The 13,018-nt window shown below is 68.5% G+C and carries 15 protein-coding genes; 10 read left to right on the top strand and 5 right to left on the bottom strand.

Annotation, left to right across the window (positions count from 1 at the left end; all coding sequences use genetic code 11):
* Positions 1–20: 20 nt before the first annotated feature.
* Positions 21–875: a hypothetical protein gene (locus L810_RS43925; RefSeq protein WP_021158371.1), complete on the bottom strand. Its 855-nt coding sequence runs from the start codon at positions 873–875 to the stop codon at positions 21–23.
* A gap of 230 nt (positions 876–1,105) precedes the next feature.
* On the opposite strand from L810_RS43925, the gene L810_RS10640 reads away from it, so the two are divergent.
* From L810_RS10640 to L810_RS10625, 4 genes are all read left to right on the top strand, one after another.
* Positions 1,106–2,032, top strand: coding sequence for a LysR family transcriptional regulator (locus tag L810_RS10640; RefSeq protein ID WP_021158370.1), 927 nt, complete (start codon positions 1,106–1,108; stop codon positions 2,030–2,032).
* 151 nt (positions 2,033–2,183) lie between these two features.
* Complete coding sequence (locus tag L810_RS10635) at positions 2,184–3,314, top strand: DSD1 family PLP-dependent enzyme (RefSeq protein ID WP_021158369.1); 1,131 nt, start codon at positions 2,184–2,186, stop codon at positions 3,312–3,314.
* 109 nt (positions 3,315–3,423) lie between these two features.
* A complete protein-coding gene (locus L810_RS10630) occupies positions 3,424–4,395 on the top strand; it encodes an ornithine cyclodeaminase family protein (RefSeq protein WP_042974016.1) in 972 nt (323 codons plus the stop codon).
* A 23-nt stretch (positions 4,396–4,418) separates the two neighbouring features.
* Positions 4,419–5,141, top strand: a complete 723-nt coding sequence (locus L810_RS10625; protein WP_042974015.1) for an HAD family hydrolase — start codon at positions 4,419–4,421, stop codon at positions 5,139–5,141.
* Positions 5,142–5,249: 108 nt separating this feature from the next.
* On the opposite strand, the gene L810_RS10620 is transcribed toward L810_RS10625, so the two are convergent.
* Together L810_RS10620 and L810_RS10615 are read right to left on the bottom strand one after the other, a co-directional pair.
* A complete protein-coding gene (locus L810_RS10620) occupies positions 5,250–5,867 on the bottom strand; it encodes a glutathione S-transferase family protein (protein WP_021158365.1) in 618 nt (205 codons plus the stop codon).
* 94 nt (positions 5,868–5,961) lie between these two features.
* The gene (locus L810_RS10615; RefSeq protein ID WP_021158364.1) at positions 5,962–6,330 is read right to left on the bottom strand and encodes a hypothetical protein; all 369 of its coding nucleotides are present in this window, start codon (positions 6,328–6,330) and stop codon (positions 5,962–5,964) included.
* A gap of 81 nt (positions 6,331–6,411) precedes the next feature.
* On the opposite strand from L810_RS10615, the gene L810_RS10610 reads away from it, so the two are divergent.
* Positions 6,412–6,879: a MarR family winged helix-turn-helix transcriptional regulator gene (locus L810_RS10610; protein ID WP_021158363.1), complete on the top strand. Its 468-nt coding sequence runs from the start codon at positions 6,412–6,414 to the stop codon at positions 6,877–6,879.
* Between the two features lie 18 nt (positions 6,880–6,897).
* Here the strand turns inward: L810_RS10610 and L810_RS10605 are convergent, their stop codons facing one another.
* Entirely contained in the window at positions 6,898–7,509 is a 612-nt protein-coding gene (locus L810_RS10605) for a TetR/AcrR family transcriptional regulator (protein ID WP_021158362.1), read from the bottom strand.
* A 117-nt stretch (positions 7,510–7,626) separates the two neighbouring features.
* Here L810_RS10605 and L810_RS10600 point away from each other — a divergent pair, with 117 nt between their 5' ends.
* The 4 genes from L810_RS10600 to L810_RS10585 all read left to right on the top strand — a co-directional run bounded on the left by L810_RS10600 (position 7,627) and on the right by L810_RS10585 (position 11,021).
* Complete coding sequence (locus L810_RS10600; protein WP_021158361.1) at positions 7,627–8,673, top strand: saccharopine dehydrogenase family protein; 1,047 nt, start codon at positions 7,627–7,629, stop codon at positions 8,671–8,673.
* On the top strand, positions 8,670–9,431 hold the full coding sequence (locus L810_RS10595; RefSeq protein ID WP_021158360.1) for an isocitrate lyase/PEP mutase family protein: 762 nt from the start codon (positions 8,670–8,672) through the stop codon (positions 9,429–9,431). Before L810_RS10600 ends, L810_RS10595 begins: the two co-directional genes overlap by 4 nt.
* Before the next feature lie 138 nt (positions 9,432–9,569).
* Positions 9,570–10,127 (top strand): carboxymuconolactone decarboxylase family protein, encoded by a 558-nt coding sequence (locus tag L810_RS10590; RefSeq protein ID WP_021158359.1) that lies wholly within the window; start codon positions 9,570–9,572, stop codon positions 10,125–10,127.
* 48 nt (positions 10,128–10,175) lie between these two features.
* Positions 10,176–11,021, top strand: coding sequence for a helix-turn-helix domain-containing protein (locus L810_RS10585; RefSeq protein WP_021158358.1), 846 nt, complete (start codon positions 10,176–10,178; stop codon positions 11,019–11,021).
* A gap of 37 nt (positions 11,022–11,058) precedes the next feature.
* Here the strand turns inward: L810_RS10585 and L810_RS10580 are convergent, their stop codons facing one another.
* Positions 11,059–11,958 carry a LysR family transcriptional regulator gene (locus tag L810_RS10580; protein ID WP_021158357.1) on the bottom strand — a complete coding sequence of 300 codons (900 nt, stop codon included), beginning with the start codon at positions 11,956–11,958 and terminating at the stop codon, positions 11,059–11,061.
* A gap of 95 nt (positions 11,959–12,053) precedes the next feature.
* On the opposite strand from L810_RS10580, the gene L810_RS10575 reads away from it, so the two are divergent.
* The gene (locus L810_RS10575) at positions 12,054–12,932 is read left to right on the top strand and encodes an aldo/keto reductase family oxidoreductase (protein WP_021158356.1); all 879 of its coding nucleotides are present in this window, start codon (positions 12,054–12,056) and stop codon (positions 12,930–12,932) included.
* Positions 12,933–13,018 lie beyond the last annotated feature (86 nt).

The following is a 13,018-nucleotide window of genomic DNA, read 5'->3' as shown; positions in this document are numbered from 1 at the left end:
CGCAGCCCCGGGGCACACGATCAGGACTTCGCGATGTTCTCGAGCATGTGGCGCGCATCGTTGATCAGCACGCCGAAGTCGACCGTGTCCGGCGCGGTTTCGACGCCGGTGATCACCGCCGTGATCACCGCCTTCGACCCGTTGTGGTACGGATACACCTGCGTGACATACGTCATGTCGCGACCATGCAGCGTGGACACGAAGTAGCTGCTGTAGATCTTGCCCGTCACGGGATCGGCCCAGCCCTGCCGCGCGGTCATCGGACGCGCGAGACGCATGAAGTTCGCGGTCACCGATTCCGAGTTGTACGGCGAATCCACCTCGAAGCGGTAGACGATTTGCAGCGACGTCAACTGCGTGCGCAGGTCCGCGTCGTTGAAGTTCGGCACCGGAAACTTGCCGATCAGCCCCTGCTGATAGGCATTGCGCGTCATCGGCTGAAACGCGACCTGATAACCCTTCGGCGATTCCTGCACGTTGAAGTTGACGTCGTACTTCACGCCCGACCCGGCGACCCCGTTGTCCGTGCGCGCATGGACGACGAACGATCCGGGCGTCAGGTTCTCGAAGCGAAGCCGGTAGTACTGCGCGTTCGCGATGACCTGCACGCTGCGGCTGTCGTAGCCGACATCGCGGACGATGACCGTCGAATACGGCGCGACCTTGCGTGGCTGGATGCCGGGATCGTTCGGAATCTTCAGGACGACGGGCTTCTGGCTCGACACGTCGGTCCGGCCCGCGTCGGACGTCAGCGCGCCCATGATCCCCTGGCCGGCCTGTTGAAGCGGGTTCGTCGCGCCGCACGCGGCGAGCGAAGCGGCCGCGACGACGATTGCGAGGCGGCCTGCCAGGGGACGGGTAAAGACGGACTTCATAAGGTGAGAGGCTCCATTTTTTCGTTGGAATAGGTCTCGGCCTTCCACGGCATGCACCGTGCTGGTCTGGACACGTTGCACAGAAAGCCGGACGTCGTCTCTATATCGGCGCGACGCGACCGTTCTTTAAGCCGTCGATACCGGCGACGTCGCCCGCGCCGCCGCTCCGATGGCTACGACGCGTGATATGCGGTTTAATGCCCTGCATCGTTCACATTAAGAGACACGAAATGCTCGACCTCGACGACCTTCGGCTCGTACGCGCGATCGGTACGTCGCGCTCGCTGGCCTCCGCCGCCCGGCTGCTCGATCTCACGCCGCCCGCGGTCACGATTCGCCTGCAGCGGATGGAAGCGCGCCTGAACGCCAGGCTCGCGGTGCGGCAGCCGAAAGGGGTCGCGTTGACCGAGGAAGGGCAACGGCTGTACCAGGAAGCCGTCGGCATTCTCGAGCGCGTGGAGGCGCTGCCGGTCAGCATCGCGGGCGACCACGGCGACGTGCAGGGCACGCTGCGCGTCGTCGCCCCGCTCGGCTTCGGGCGAAAGTACGTCGCGCGGATCGTGCGCGACCTGCAGCGTGCACACCCGAAACTCGACATCGCACTCCACCTGTCGGACAGCCCGTTGACCAGCGCGTCGGGGGCCGACGTGGTCGTGCACGTCGGCAGCCTCAAGTCGTCGTCGTGGATCGGCTATCCGCTTGCGCCCAACGAGCGATTTCTGTGCGCGAGCCCTGCCTATGCGCGTCGCATCAAGGCATTGAACCATCCGTCCGACCTGGCCCGATACGACTGCCTGTGCCTGCGCGAGAACGACGAGGACATCCCGCGATGGCGCTTCTCGTCAGGCGGCGACGTCAAGGGTGCCCCACGCCGGTCCGCCGTGATCCGCGTCACCGGCGCGCTGTCCTCCAACGACGGCACCGTCATCACCGAATGGGCGCTGGCCGGGCTCGGGATCGTCGAGCGCTCCGAGTGGGACGTCGCGCCGCTGCTCGCGAACGGCAGGCTCGTCCGGTTGCTGCCCGACTGGCACCTGCCGCCCGCGCCGGTCACGGCGCTGTTGCCGTCGCGCACCGGCCGCTCCGCGCGGCAACGGGTCTTCCTCGAAGCCGCGACGCGGTTGCTGAGCCCGCCGCCGTGGCGCGGCAAGGCATGAGTTGCGCCGAGCTCGAGCTCGGGCTCGGGCTCGGGCTCACGCGATCCGGACGATTAAACCGTGTTTAATACCGTATTAGCGTTGCGTTAAACACGCGGCCCGTCGACGCCCCTACAGTGTTCGCATCGGCAACCTTCCGAGGCAACACATCGTGGACCTTCAAACCCTCAACACCCCGGCCGCCCTGATCGACGTCGGCCGCATGCGTCACAACATCGGCCGCATGCAGGCACATCTGGACGCGCTCGGCGTGCGGTTCCGGCCGCACGTCAAGACCACCAAATGCACGCATGTCGTCGATGCCCAGATCGCCGCGGGCGCGCAAGGCGTCACGGTGTCGACGCTCAAGGAAGCCGAACAGTTTTTCGCGCACGGTATCCGCGACATCGTCTACGCGGTCGGCATGGTGCCCGCGAAGCTCGGCCAGGCGCTCGCGCTGCGCCGGCAGGGCTGCGACCTGAAGCTGGTCACGGACAGCCTGCCCGCCGCACACGCGATCGCCGAATTCGGGCGCGCGCATGGCGAGCGCTTCGAAGTGTGGATCGAGGTCGACGTCGACGGCCACCGCTCGGGGATCCCGCCCGACGCCGGCCTGCTGATCGACGTGGGCCGCGCGCTCGTCGACGGCGGGATGGTGCTCGGCGGCGTGCTGGCGCATGCGGGCTCCAGCTACGACTACAGCACGCCCGAAGCGCTGGCGGCCATCGCCGAACAGGAGCGCAGCCGCACCGTGCGCGCGGCGGAACGCCTCCGGGCCGCCGGGCTGCCCTGCCCGGTCGTGAGTATCGGCTCGACACCCACCGCGCTCGCGGCGCGACACCTCGACGGCGTCACCGAGGTGCGTGCCGGCGTGTACGTGATGTTCGACCTCGTGATGCACAACATCGGCGTGTGCGACCTGTCCGACATCGCGCTGTCGGTGCTGACCACCGTCATCGGGCACCAGGAAGAGAAAGGCTGGGCGATCGTCGACGCAGGCTGGATGGCGATGAGCCGCGACCGCGGCACGCAGCGTCAGGCGCGCGATTTCGGCTACGGGCAGGTGTGCACCGAACACGGCGACGTGCTCGGCGGCTACGTGATGAGCGCCGCCAACCAGGAACACGGGATCGTGTCGCGCACGGGCGCACCCGACTCCGGCATCGCGCAACGGTTTCCGATCGGCACCCGCCTGCGCATCCTGCCGAATCACGCGTGCGCCACCGGTGCGCAACATCCCGAGTATCAGGCGATCGGCGACGACGGCAGCGCACAGGCGTGGCCGCGCTTCTACGGGTGGTGAGCCGAACCGCGCGCCTGCAACGTTTCTCGGAAACATTGACTATTTGTCCAAATCTGGACAAAATTTAAACACCCTCGTTTTGCGTTGCGCCGAAAGCGCTTGCCCGAACATGCCGACAGACGCCCGACTCCTGCTTCTCGACCGCGATGCCGTCGAACCCGCCCTCGAGGCCGCGCAAGTGACGGCCGCGGTTCGCGAAGCCTTCGTGCTGCACAGTCAACGGGCCGGACGCGTGTTTCCGGTGGTTCGCGAGAAGCTGCACACGGGCGGCGTATTCGGGATCAAGTCGGGCGACGTCGCGCGCCAGGCGCTGCTCGGCTTCAAGGCGGCCGGGTTCTGGCCCGGCAACCGGGCGCTCGGCGGCGAACCGCATCAGGCCACCGTCGCGCTGTTCGATCCGGCCACGGGCCGCCCGCTGTGCATCATGGACGGCAATGCGATCACCACCGCGCGAACCGGTGCCGCCGGCGGCCTCGGGCTGCAACTGCTCGCGCGGCGCGACAGCACGCGAATCTGCGTGTTCGGCACGGGCGTGCAGGCGCGCGTCCAGCTCGACTACGCGCTCGGGCTGCTGCCGCAACGCTGCACGGTGCGGTACGTGAACGTCAGCGGCGAGCCCGACCCGGGGTTCGAATCGGCGTTCCGGGAGCGATGCACGATCGGCGTGGCACGCGACCGGAACGACGCGGTGGCCGATAGCGACGTGGTCATCACGGCCACGCCGGGCGGCGGCGCGCTGTTCGATGCGGATGCGGTTCGGCCGGGCACCCACCTGACCTGCGTCGGCGCCGACACGGCCGGCAAGCGCGAGCTTCCGGCCGGCGTGCTGGAACGCGCGCGCATCGTCGTGGACGATCACGATCAGGCGCGCAGCATCGGCGAGTGCCAGTGGGCGCCGGATTTGCCACGCACGGAAATCGGTGACATCCTCGCCGGAACCGCGTCGGTCGACCGCGCGCCGCACGAGATCACCGTCTTCGACATGACCGGGCTGGCGCTTCAGGACCTGACCGTCGCCCGCTTCCTGTATCGACAGGCCCTCGAAAACGGCACCGGCATCTCCATTCCGTGGCCGTGGTAAACGAAACCCTCTCGTCAACCGCCATGCGTCTCGCCAAAGTTTCCGCCCTCTCGTTCGACCTGGACGACACCCTGTGGCCGTTCGGGCCGGCTGTCGTACGGGCCGAAGCGGCGCTTCACGCATGGTTGATCGAGCACGCGCCCGGTACCGCGCGTGTGCTGTCCACGCAGCAGGCGTTGAGCGGATTGCGTGAGGAATACGAACGATTGTGCCCCGGGCTCGCCGGCGATTTCCGTGCGATGAGGATCGGATCGATCCGGCTTGCGCTGGAGCGTGCGAACGAGGATGTCGCACTCGCCGAGCACGCGTACGCGGCGTTCTTTGTCGCGCGCAACCGGGTCGAATTCTATGACGATGCGTTGCCGGCGCTCGCGTGGCTGAGTGCGCGGTTTCCATTGATCGCGGTGACCAACGGCAACGCCGACCTCCGGATGACCGGCGGCGGCGAATACTTTCGTGCGACGCTCAGCGCGCAGGCGTTCGGGGTCGCGAAGCCGGAGCCCGGGATCTTCCATGCGGCGGCGGAAACGCTCGACGTGCAGCCGGCGGAACTGCTGCACGTCGGGGACGACTATCACCTCGATATCGTCGGTGCATTGAACGCGGGGCTTCAGGCAGCGTGGGTGGTTCGCGACCCGCATCCGGAACCGGAACGCGTGCAGCAACAGGCCGCCGCGCCGCACCTGACGCTCAACGACCTGTCGATGCTGTGTCGCGCACTCGGCGGGCCTGACGACGTAGCGTGAGCGCAAGCGCCTGCGTGCGCCGCGTGCGCGACGCACGCATTACCGCCATGACTTGCTGATGACAGGCACTCGCCCGCTGCGCAAATGGAACGGCCGGCCGCCGCACGCTCACGCCGCCTTGCGCGCGTCCGCGATCCGCTGCGGCGCGTTCGGCCGCGCATACAACCGTTCGAGGTACGCCCGCAGCTGCGGGAACGATTCGATCAGGTTGCACTCGCCGGCCCAGTCGATCAGGTAAGCCGTCACGCAGTCGGCCACCGTCAGCGTGTCGCCGACGATGAACTCGCGCCCTTCCAGATGCTTGTCCAGAATCGCGGCCATCGTCCTGAAATCGTCGCGCGCCAGCTCGATGTCGGCCGGCGAGCGCTTCTCCGGCGGATACAGGAACGAATGCCGCGTGATCCGCCACAGCGGCTGCTCGAGCTCCGTCACCGCGAACATCACCCACCGGTAGGCCTGCGCGCGCAGCGCCGGATCGACCGGCAGCAGCGCCTTCTCCGGGTACTTGTCCGCGAGATACAGCACGATCGCGGCCGATTCGGGAATCACGAGGTCGCCGTCCACCAGCACGGGCACCTTGCCGGCCGGATTGAGGCGCAGGAATTCGGGCCGCTTGTGCTCGCCCTGGAGCAGGTTCACCGAGACGAACTCGAAGTCGGCATCCAGCTCCTTCAGCCCCCACAGCGCGCGTTGCGAGCGGGTGCCGGCAAATCCGTAAAGCTTCATCGCCAGTCTCCATCCAGAATGTCGGAAATGTCCGCATGCCGGCCACGGCGCTTCGCCGATCCGCAACGCCTGGCCTCGCGCGTCGGCGCGTCGTTTACGCGCCGGGAATCGCCAGCACCGGCATCACGTCGATCGCCACGCCCGGGAACAGCGTGAAATGCGGATGGCCTTCGAACAGGGCGGCCGCCGCATCGTGCGACACCGCCCGCACGACGGTAAAGCCGCTCATCGCGTTCGACGTGTCGGTGACGCCGGCCGCATCGATCGTCTTCGTCTTGCCGAGCGGCCCGCCCATCTCGACGATCGCGTCGCGATTGCGGTCGACCCAGGCATGCCACGCGGCGATACCGTCGCGCTCGCGCGTGCGCCGTTCGTCTTCCGGCAGCGCCAGCCAGGCCTTCATGGCCGGGCTATCCTTGGCGCCGAGAAATACCGCGAGATACAACTGCTGTTGAGCACTCATGCCGCCTCCTCCGGTGACGGGCACGACGGACTGCCGCGCCTCGACCTTGACACGATAGGTTGATATCAACACAATTGCAACATGGCACGAAAAGAAAAGCTCCCTTTCGAAACGACGCTGATGGTGCGCGATTGCTGCCTGTGCCTGCACATGCAGCGCGCGGCGCGTAATCTTGCGCGGATCTTCGACGATGTGCTGCGCCCGCTGGACCTCACCAACGGCCAGTTTTCGCTGCTGATGTCGCTGAACCGGCCGCAGCCGGCGCCGATGAAATCGGTCGCCTCGCTGCTCGCGATGGATCGCACCACGCTCACGGCCGCGCTCAAACCGCTCGAGCGGCGCGGCCTCGTCACGATCGCGCAGGACCCGGACGACCGGCGCAGCCGTCTGCTCGAACTGACGCAGGCCGGCCACGACCTGCTGGCCGAGGCATTTCCGCTGTGGCAGCAGACGCATGCCGAGATCGAACGGCCGTTCGCACCGGGGGAAGTCGATCAGTTGCGCGGCCAGTTGCGTGTGCTGTCCGTCGATCCGGCCGCACGCGGCTGAACGGAACCGGCGCGCGACTTACCGCGGCAGGCCGGCCGGCTTCCGGCCCTTCTTCGGCAACAGCAGTCGGGCGAATTCCTGCAGGAAGGCCACGGGCCCGTGCGCATGCAGCGCGTGCCCGCTGCTCAGCGCGCCGTCGATGACGGTCGCGAGCCGCAGCGCGAAGGTTTCCGGTTCGTCGACGCCCATCGCGCCCGCCAGCTCGGTCAGCCGGCGCCGCAGCTCCTGCTTGTGCGCGACGGCCACCTTGCGGGCCGGATGATTGCCGTCCGCGTATTCGGCGGCGATGTTGATCTGCGGGCAACCGCGATAGCCAGGGCGCGCGATGCGTTCACCGATCCATTGCAGCTGCGCATCCAGTTCCTCGCGCGGCGTGCGACGGTACCGCGCGGCCACCGCATCCCAATGCGCCCAGAAATCGGCGTCCTCGCGCAGCAGGAACGCTTCGATCAAGTCGTCCTTCGTCGCGAAGTGACGATAGAGGCTCGTCTTCGCCACACCCGCCTGCGCGACGATCAGGTCCACGCCGACCGCGCGCGTGCCCTCCCGGTAGAACAGCTCGCTGGCCGTTTGCAGAATGCGTTCGCGCGTATCGGGCGCGTTCCCTGGTGTACCTGTTTCCTTTTTCATCCCGACCCGGCCGTGCTGGCCGCCCTTGCCGCAACAGTGAGCCGATCATAGCACCGCAGGATTGACGACGATACAGGTCTGTACTATAAAACAGACCGTTCTGTATCGGAGTTGATCATGGACGATCGAATGACGGTTGCAGTCTATGGCGCCACGGGTCATACCGGGCGGTTTGTCGTCGCCGAGCTGGCACGGCGTGGCCTGCGCGCGATCCGCATCGGCCGCGATGCGGCGCGGCTCGCGGAAGGCGGCGGCGAAGCGTCGCTCGCGCGCGTCGCCGCGATCGACGATCCGGCCGCGCTCGACACCGCGCTGCGCGGCGCGGATACCGTGATCAACTGCGCGGGGCCGTATCTCGATACCGCGCTGCCGCTGGCCGATGCCGCACTGCGGGCCGGCATCCCCTATCTCGACCTGACGGCCGAGCAGCCGTCGGTGCTGGCGCTGGCCGAACACTGCGATGCCCGGGCACGCGCCGCGGGCGTGACCGTCGTGCCGGCCGCGGCGTTCTACGGCGGCCTGGCCGACCTGCTCGTCACGGCCGTCGTGGACAGGAACCTGCCGATCGAGCGCGTCGATATCGCGACCGGGCTCGACCGCTGGCACCCGACGCGCGGCACGCGCGTGACGGGCGAACGCAACCGCGCGGTGCGGCTCGTGCAGAAGGACGGGAAACCGACGCCGGTGCCGTCGACCCCACGCGAACGCGCATGGCCGTTCCCGCCGCCGATCGGCCGGGTCGACGTCACGCTGCTGCCGTTTTCGGAAGTGATGACGCTCTCGCGCCACCTGCGCATCGACACGATCGAATCGTGGCTCGCGACGCTCGCGCTGCGCGACGTGCGCGATGCCGCCACGCCGCCGCCCGAGCCGACCGACGCGCTGGGCCGCTCGGCGCAGCAGTTCGCGATGGACGCAATCGTCGTGCAGGGCGGCACGACGCACCGCGCAACCGCGTCCGGGCGCGACATCTACGCGGTCAGCGCACCGATCATCGTCGAAGCCGCCGTGCGCCTGATGACGGGCCGCACCGTCGTGTCAGGCGGCGTGCGCAGCCTCGGCGAACTGTTCGACGCACGCGACTTTCTCGCGGCGCTCGATTCGGTGGCAGTATCGTTCGGCACGACGACCGACCCGGTTTTCCACAAGGAGACACAAACATGAGCAGCAACGAGAAAGGCGCGTATTTCCGGTCGCTTCACCGCGCGGGCCAGCCGCTGGCGCTATTCAACGTGTGGGACGCCGGCAGCGCGCGCACGGCGGCCGACGCGGGCGCCGTCGCGCTGGCAACCGGCAGCTGGTCGGTCGCGGCGGCCAACGGGTTCGTCGACGGCGAGCAGATGCCGCGCGCGCTCATGATGGACGTGCTCGAGCGCATCACGCGCGCGACCGACCTGCCCGTCACCGTCGATCTCGAAAGCGGGTACGGCGAGCGGCCGGAAGATGTCGCCGCAACGATCGCGCTCAGCATCGAGGCCGGCGCGATCGGCTGCAACCTCGAGGACAGCTTTCCGGCGACGGGCGAATTGCGTGACGTCGAAGCCGCCGCTGCGCGTCTCGCGGCAGCCCGGCAGGCTGCGGATCGCGCGGGCGCCGACTACTTCATCAATGCACGCACCGACGTGTTCTTCAAGGCGCCGGCCGACACGCACGACGAGCGCCTGCTCGATGCCACGCTGGCCCGCGCACACGCATACGCGGCGGCCGGCGCCGACGGGCTCTTCGTGCCCGGGCTGCGCTCGCCGGCGCTCATTCGCGCGCTGACGGCCGCATCGCCGCTGCCGGTGAACGTGATGCGCGTCGCGGAAACGCCGACATTGGCCGAACTCGCGGACTACGGCGTGGCCCGCATCAGTCACGGGCCGTATCCGTACCTGCAGGCGATGAAGACGCTGGCGGAGATGGTCAGGCAAGGCGGCTAGGCGATTCGCGGGACGAACGGCCTCGCGCGCGCATCGATCGAACGATTACATCCCATGTAATTGGCGCACGACACGGCCGCTCCTACGCTTCGGGTGTCGCGCCGCCATTCCGGCGGCGCTCATCGCCCCGGAGACGTCATGTCCGCCTACCCGCTTCACACCCTCGCCTCGGCACCGGCTGAATCGAAGCCCGCGCTCCAGCAACTCCAGCACACCTTCGGCACGGTCCCGAACATCGCGGCGGCCATGGCCGCGTCACCGGTGCTGATCAACGGCTTCATCGGCCTGTTCGAGCGCGTGCACGCAAGCAGCCTCACCGAGCCGCAGATCCAGACGCTCCTGCTCACCAACGCGGTCACGAACGCGAGCGAGTGGCCGGTCGCATTCCATACCGCGCTGGCGCTGAAACAGGGTGTGACCCACGCCGACGTCGATGCGATCCGCCACGGCAACCTGCCCGGCGACGCGCAACTGGCCGCGCTGTCGGCCACGGCACGCCAGTTGATCGACACCCGCGGCCGCCTGGCCGATGCCGACCGGCAGTCGTTCCTCGACGCCGGCTTCAACGATGAACAGTTGCTGGAAGTGATCGCGGTGGTCGCCGCGTCGACGATCACGAACTACGTCGGCAGCGTGACGCGGCCCGCGCTCGAAGCGCCGTTCGACGCGTTCGCGTGGCATGCGCATGCCGCGTGAGTCCGATATAGTCGTTCGCGTCGCTCACGGAACGCCCACGGAGGCACGATGAACGCCAGCCGCCGCGATCGGCACGCGCCGCCGCACGAACTGGGCCGGTTGCTGCGCTACTGGCGAGACGTGCGCGGCGTGAGCCAGCTCGACCTGTCGCTCGACGCGGGCATCTCGCAGCGCCAGATCAGCTTCATCGAAAGCGGGCGCAGCGTGCCGGGCCGCGACACGCTGCTGACGCTCGCGCAGACGCTCGATGTGCCGCTGCGCGAACGCAACGCGCTGCTGCTCGCGGCCGGTTATGCGCCCGTGTATTCGGAAGCGCCGTGGGATGCGCAGGAGATGCACGGCGTGATCCGCGCGCTGGAGCGGGTCGTGCACCAGCACGAGCCGTTTCCGGCGATCGTGATGGACCGCCACTGGAACGTGCTGATGACCAACGACGCGGTACCGCGCTTTTTCGGCTGCTTCATCGACATGGCCGCGCGCGACGGCCCGCGCAACCTGCTGCGCCTGATGTTCGATCCGCACGGCATGCGGCCGTTCATCGCCGACTGGGATACGGTATCGCGCAGCCTGCTGCAGCGCGTGCATCGCGAATCGGTCGGCCGCGTGATCGACGACGACACGCGGCTGCTCCTCGACGACCTGCTCGCCACCTCCGATGCGCCGAGCGACCGGGCATCGCCGCCGGCCCCCGCCGCCGCGCCGTCGCTGCCGGTCATCCCGATCGGCTTCGTGCATGAAGGCGTCGTGCTGCGCTACTTCTCGCTGGTCACGACGGTGGGTACGCCGCAAAGCGCCGCCGCGCAGGAATTGCGCATGGAATGCATGTTCCCCGCCGACGACGCAACCGACGCGCGCCACCGGCAGTTGCTCGACGCACACGCGCCGATGCGCTGAGCGGGGGCATCCGGCGCACGCGCGACACCTTCGAAACTCAGGATGCCTTGACGAAATCGATGAACGCGCGCAGCGCCGGCGGCACGAGGCGGTGCCCCGGGTAGTAGAGAAACGGCCCCGAAAACGGTCGCCACCACGGTTCGAGCACCGGTTCGAGCGCGCCGCTGTCCATATGCGGACGCAGCCAGTCTTCGAACAGATGCACGATCCCGGTGCCGGCGATCGCCGCGTCGACCATCAGGTCCGTCGCGCCGCCGATCTGCACCAGCAGCGGCCCGGGGGCCGGCTCGACCCGCACGACCTCGCCGTCGCGCTCGAACTCCCACGGCGGCATCGCGCCGCTCGCGAAGCGTCCGCGCACGCAGCGATGATCGAGCAAATCGCGCGGGTGACGCGGCCGGCCATGACGGTCGAGATAACCGGGCGCGGCCGCGGTCGCGAAGCGCTGGATGCGCGGGCCGATCGGTACCGCGATCATGTCCTGTTCGAGCCGTTCGTCATAGCGGATGCCGGCGTCGCACCCGGCCGCCAGCACGTCGACGAAGTTCTCGTCGGCGATCACTTCGAGCCGGATATCCGGGTACGCATCGAGGAAACGCGGCACGATCGCGGGCAGCACGAGCCGGGCCGCGCTGACCGGCACGTTGAGCTTCAGCGTGCCGGCCGGCTTGTCCCGGAATTCGCCGACCCCGTCGAGCGCCGCTTCCACTTCGGTGAGCGCGGGCCCGAGGCGCAGAAGCAGCCGCTCGCCGGCTTCGGTGAGCACGACGCTGCGCGTCGTGCGGTGCAGCAGGCGCACGCCCAGTCGTGCTTCCAGCCGGCGCACGGCCTCGCTCAGCCCCGACGCGCTCAGGCCCGTCATGCGCGCGGCGTCGCGAAAGCCGCTGGCGCGCGCCACTGCCATGAACGCATTCAGGTCGCCCAGATCGGTTTGCATTGTTCGCCTTTTCGTACAACCCGTGCGGATTATGACGGCTTATCGCGCAGACGGCCAATGCCTATGCTGGACGCACTTTCGACAGGAGCACAGTCATGTCCGACATTCGACACACCGCCGCCTTCTGGCTCGGCGACCGCCACGTCAAACGCATCGGCTACGGCGCGATGCAGCTCGCGGGACCGGGCGTATTCGGCCCGCCGAAGGACCGCGACGCCGCCCTGAACGTATTGCGCGAAGCCGTCGCGTCCGGCGTCGACCATATCGACACCAGCGATTTCTACGGCCCGCACGTGACCAACCGGCTGATTCGCGACGCATTGCATCCGTATCGCGACGATCTCGTGATCGTCACCAAGATCGGCGCGCGACGCGGCGACGACGCATCGTGGCTGCCCGCCTTCGCGCCCGCCGAACTCGAACGGGCCGTACACGACAACCTGCGCAACCTCGGAGTCGACGTGCTCGACGTCGTCAACCTGCGCATCATGTTCGACCCGCACGGGCCGGCAGAAGGATCGATCGAGGCGCCGCTGAGCACGCTCGCCGACCTGCAGCGGCGCGGGCTCGTCCGCCACGTCGGCCTGAGCAACGTCACGCCCGCGCAGGTCGCGCAGGGCCGGCGGATTTGCGACATCGTGTGCGTGCAGAACCACTACAACGTCGCCCATCGCGGCGACGACGCGCTGATCGACGCGCTCGCCCGCGACGGCATCGCCTATGTGCCGTACTTTCCGCTCGGCGGCTTCTCGCCGCTGCAGTCGTCGACACTGTCCGACGTGGCGGCGCGCGTCGGCGCGACGCCGATGCAGGTCGCGCTCGCGTGGCTGCTGCGTCGCGCGCCGAACATCCTGCTGATTCCCGGCACGTCGTCGGTCGCGCATCTGCGCGAGAACCTCGCGGCGGCCGGCCTCGTGCTGCCGGACGATACGCTCGCGGACCTCGACCGCATCGCAGGCGCCGGCACCGCCTGACGCCCGACGGGCGGACGGCCGCCGGCGGGCCTGCACCACCGCGCCACCGCGCCGGCCCGCCGGCCGGTCAGGACGCGGCGACGCCG

Source organism: Burkholderia sp. AU4i, assembly GCF_000466765.1.
Taxonomy (GTDB): Bacteria; Pseudomonadota; Gammaproteobacteria; order Burkholderiales; family Burkholderiaceae; genus Burkholderia; species Burkholderia cepacia.
The sequence above is the reverse complement of the archived record's forward strand: the minus strand, read 5'-3'. Positions and strand labels throughout refer to the sequence as shown.

Excerpts from the sequence above, each read along its gene's own strand:
- L810_RS43925 (WP_021158371.1), bottom strand. The coding sequence starts at position 875 with ATGAAGTCCGTCTTTACCCGTCCCCTGGCAGGCCGCCTCGCAATCGTC.
- L810_RS10640 (WP_021158370.1), top strand. The coding sequence starts at position 1,106 with ATGCTCGACCTCGACGACCTTCGGCTCGTACGCGCGATCGGTACGTCG.
- L810_RS10630 (WP_042974016.1), top strand. The coding sequence starts at position 3,424 with ATGCCGACAGACGCCCGACTCCTGCTTCTCGACCGCGATGCCGTCGAA.
- L810_RS10625 (WP_042974015.1), top strand. The coding sequence starts at position 4,419 with ATGCGTCTCGCCAAAGTTTCCGCCCTCTCGTTCGACCTGGACGACACC.
- L810_RS10620 (WP_021158365.1), bottom strand. The coding sequence starts at position 5,867 with ATGAAGCTTTACGGATTTGCCGGCACCCGCTCGCAACGCGCGCTGTGG.
- L810_RS10615 (WP_021158364.1), bottom strand. The coding sequence starts at position 6,330 with ATGAGTGCTCAACAGCAGTTGTATCTCGCGGTATTTCTCGGCGCCAAG.
- L810_RS10610 (WP_021158363.1), top strand. The coding sequence starts at position 6,412 with ATGGCACGAAAAGAAAAGCTCCCTTTCGAAACGACGCTGATGGTGCGC.
- L810_RS10605 (WP_021158362.1), bottom strand. The coding sequence starts at position 7,509 with ATGAAAAAGGAAACAGGTACACCAGGGAACGCGCCCGATACGCGCGAA.
- L810_RS10600 (WP_021158361.1), top strand. The coding sequence starts at position 7,627 with ATGGACGATCGAATGACGGTTGCAGTCTATGGCGCCACGGGTCATACC.
- L810_RS10595 (WP_021158360.1), top strand. The coding sequence starts at position 8,670 with ATGAGCAGCAACGAGAAAGGCGCGTATTTCCGGTCGCTTCACCGCGCG.
- L810_RS10590 (WP_021158359.1), top strand. The coding sequence starts at position 9,570 with ATGTCCGCCTACCCGCTTCACACCCTCGCCTCGGCACCGGCTGAATCG.
- L810_RS10585 (WP_021158358.1), top strand. The coding sequence starts at position 10,176 with ATGAACGCCAGCCGCCGCGATCGGCACGCGCCGCCGCACGAACTGGGC.
- L810_RS10580 (WP_021158357.1), bottom strand. The coding sequence starts at position 11,958 with ATGCAAACCGATCTGGGCGACCTGAATGCGTTCATGGCAGTGGCGCGC.
- L810_RS10575 (WP_021158356.1), top strand. The coding sequence starts at position 12,054 with ATGTCCGACATTCGACACACCGCCGCCTTCTGGCTCGGCGACCGCCAC.